The 2,287-nt window shown below is 69.7% G+C and carries 2 protein-coding genes; both read left to right on the top strand.

Going from position 1 to position 2,287, the window contains the following annotated elements; translation table 11 throughout:
• Positions 1-105: 105 nt before the first annotated feature.
• Complete coding sequence (istA, locus tag LZ198_RS42705; protein WP_253977924.1) at positions 106-1,725, top strand: IS21 family transposase; 1,620 nt, start codon at positions 106-108, stop codon at positions 1,723-1,725.
• Positions 1,722-2,287: ATP-binding protein (locus tag LZ198_RS42700; protein ID WP_253977923.1), on the top strand; the 566-nt coding region annotated here is incomplete at its 3' end. The genes istA and LZ198_RS42700, both read left to right, overlap by 4 nt.

Genomic DNA, 2,287 nt, shown 5'->3' with positions numbered 1-2,287 from the left:
CCTCAGTGGTCACCCAAAACCGGCCAATGAAGGTCCCCTGAAAAGCGGCCAAAGGGAAGGGCCGAGACGTTGACGCCCGGGTAGGACGTGGAGTCCGCCTGGGGGATGGGCAACGTCTTGAGCGACGAGAAGCAGCAGCAGGTCCTCGCCCTGGGTCGGTTGGGCTGGAGTCTGAGACGAATCGAGGAGGCGACGGGGGTCCGTCGTGAGACGGCCAGCGGGTATCTGAAGGCCGCGGGAGTGGGAGTGCGTCCGCCGCGCCGGTGGGGCAAGACAAAACCGGCCAATGAGGGGACCACCGAAGTTCGTGCCGCGAGCGGGGAGTTCTCCTCGGGAGCAAAACCGGCCAATGAGGGGACCACCGACGCTGCGCCACGCAGCCGCGCCTCGGTCCGGCACCTGAAGGCGAGCATCGTCGCCCCGTACGTGGACCTGGTGCAGCAGCGGCTGGAGGTGGGCCGCAACGCGCGCGCAATCTATGAGGAGCTCGTCGACACGCAGGGCTACACGGGCAGCTACATCAGCGTGCGTCGCTTCGTTCGCGCGCTCAAGGACAGCCAGGGCCCTGAGGCCAAGGCCGTCATCCACACGGCGCCCGGCGAGGAGGCTCAGGTGGACTACGGAGAGGGGCCCATGGTGCGCCACCCGGAGACGGGGAAGTACCGGCGCACGCGCATGTTCGTCATGACGCTGGGCTACAGCCGCAAGTCGGTGAGGCTGTTGTGCTGGAAGTCCTCCAGCCAGACGTGGGCGCAGTTGCACGAGGACGCGTTCCGCCGGCTGGGAGGCGTGGCGCGCACGGTGGTGCTGGACAACCTGCGCGAGGGCGTGCTGGCGGCCGACGTGTACGAGCCGGCCCTCAATCCACTCTTCCGGGACGTGCTGGCCCACTACGGCGCCGTGGCCGTGCCGGCGCGGGTCCGCCACCCGGACAGGAAGGGCAAGGTGGAGTCGGCGGTGGGCCACGCGCAGCGCACGCCGCTCAAGGGCCTGCGCTTCGAGTCACTGGAGGCCGCACAGGCCTACCTCGACGCGTGGGAGGCGCGGTGGGCGGACACCCGAATCCACGGCACCACCAAGCGCCAGGTGGCGGCCATGTTCAGCGAGGAGCGTCCGCAGCTGCTGCCCCTGCCGGTGGAGCCCTTCCGGTACTACGCCTTCGGCGAGCGCGTGGTGCACCTGGACGGGCACGTCGAGGTGGACGGCGCGTACTACTCGGTGCCCCCGGGCCACATCGGCCGCAAGCTGCACGTGCAGTGGGACAGCCTCCACGTGCGCCTGCTGTTGCCCTCCTCGGGGCTGCTGCTGCGCGAGCACACCCGGACGCCTCGCGGCCACCACCGCACGCGCGCGGAGGACAGGCCCTCGCACGCGCCGCGCACCACGTTGCAACTGCTCGAGCGCGCCGCACGGGCCGGACGCAGCGTCGCCACCCTCTGCACCGAGGTGCACCACCGGGAAGGCGAGACGGGCACCCGGCGAATCCTCGGCGTGCTGTCCCTGGCCAGGAAGTACGGCACCGCCGCCCTGGACGACGCCTGCGAGGTGGCGCTCGAGGTGGACGTCCCCACCTACCGCTTCGTGCGCCGCTACCTCGAAAGGCGCACTCCCACTCCCGTCGCCCTGCGCCAGGTGGACCCGCTCATCCGCGAGCTCACCCACTACCGCGACGTCATCGCCCGCCTCACCCAGCCCACCCCTCACCCAGGAGACACCGAGACATGAACCTCGTCGAAATCACCCGCGCCCTCACCACCTTGCGCCTGTCCGGCATGGCCCAGGCCGTCGAGGCTCGCCTCTTCCAGGCCCAAGCCGAGAAGCTCGCTCCGCTCGACTTCCTCTCCGCCCTCGTCAACGACGAGCTGACGCGTCGAAGCGACAGCTTCATCCAACGCCGCCTCAAGCAGGGCGCCTTCCGCGACGCGGGCAAGACGCTCGACGGCTTCGACTTCGACTTCAACAAGAAGATGAATCGCCGCCTCGTCTTCGAGCTGGCCACCGGCAGCTTCGTGGAGCGGCGAGAGGACGCGCTCTTCCTCGGCCCTCCAGGCACCGGCAAGAGTCACATCGCCCAGGCCCTCGGCCGCGCCGTCATCCAATCCCAGGGCCACCGCGTCCTCTACCGCGAAGCCCACCACCTGCTCGAGGAGCTGGCCGAGTCCAGTCTCGAGGGCACCCGCCGTCAGAAGCTCGATGCGCTCACCAGCGCCCCGCTGCTCATCATCGATGACCTGGGCATGCGCAAGCTGCCCGCCACCGCCGCCGAGGACCTGCTCGAGCTCATCAT

It is taken from the genome of Myxococcus dinghuensis (assembly GCF_024198235.1).
In the GTDB taxonomy this organism is placed as follows: domain Bacteria; phylum Myxococcota; class Myxococcia; order Myxococcales; family Myxococcaceae; genus Myxococcus; species Myxococcus dinghuensis.
This window is presented reverse-complemented; position numbering and strand designations above follow the sequence as displayed.

What these genes read in the sequence shown, in the direction of transcription:
- istA (WP_253977924.1), top strand. Translation starts at nt 106, where the DNA reads ATGGGCAACGTCTTGAGCGACGAGAAGCAGCAGCAGGTCCTCGCCCTG.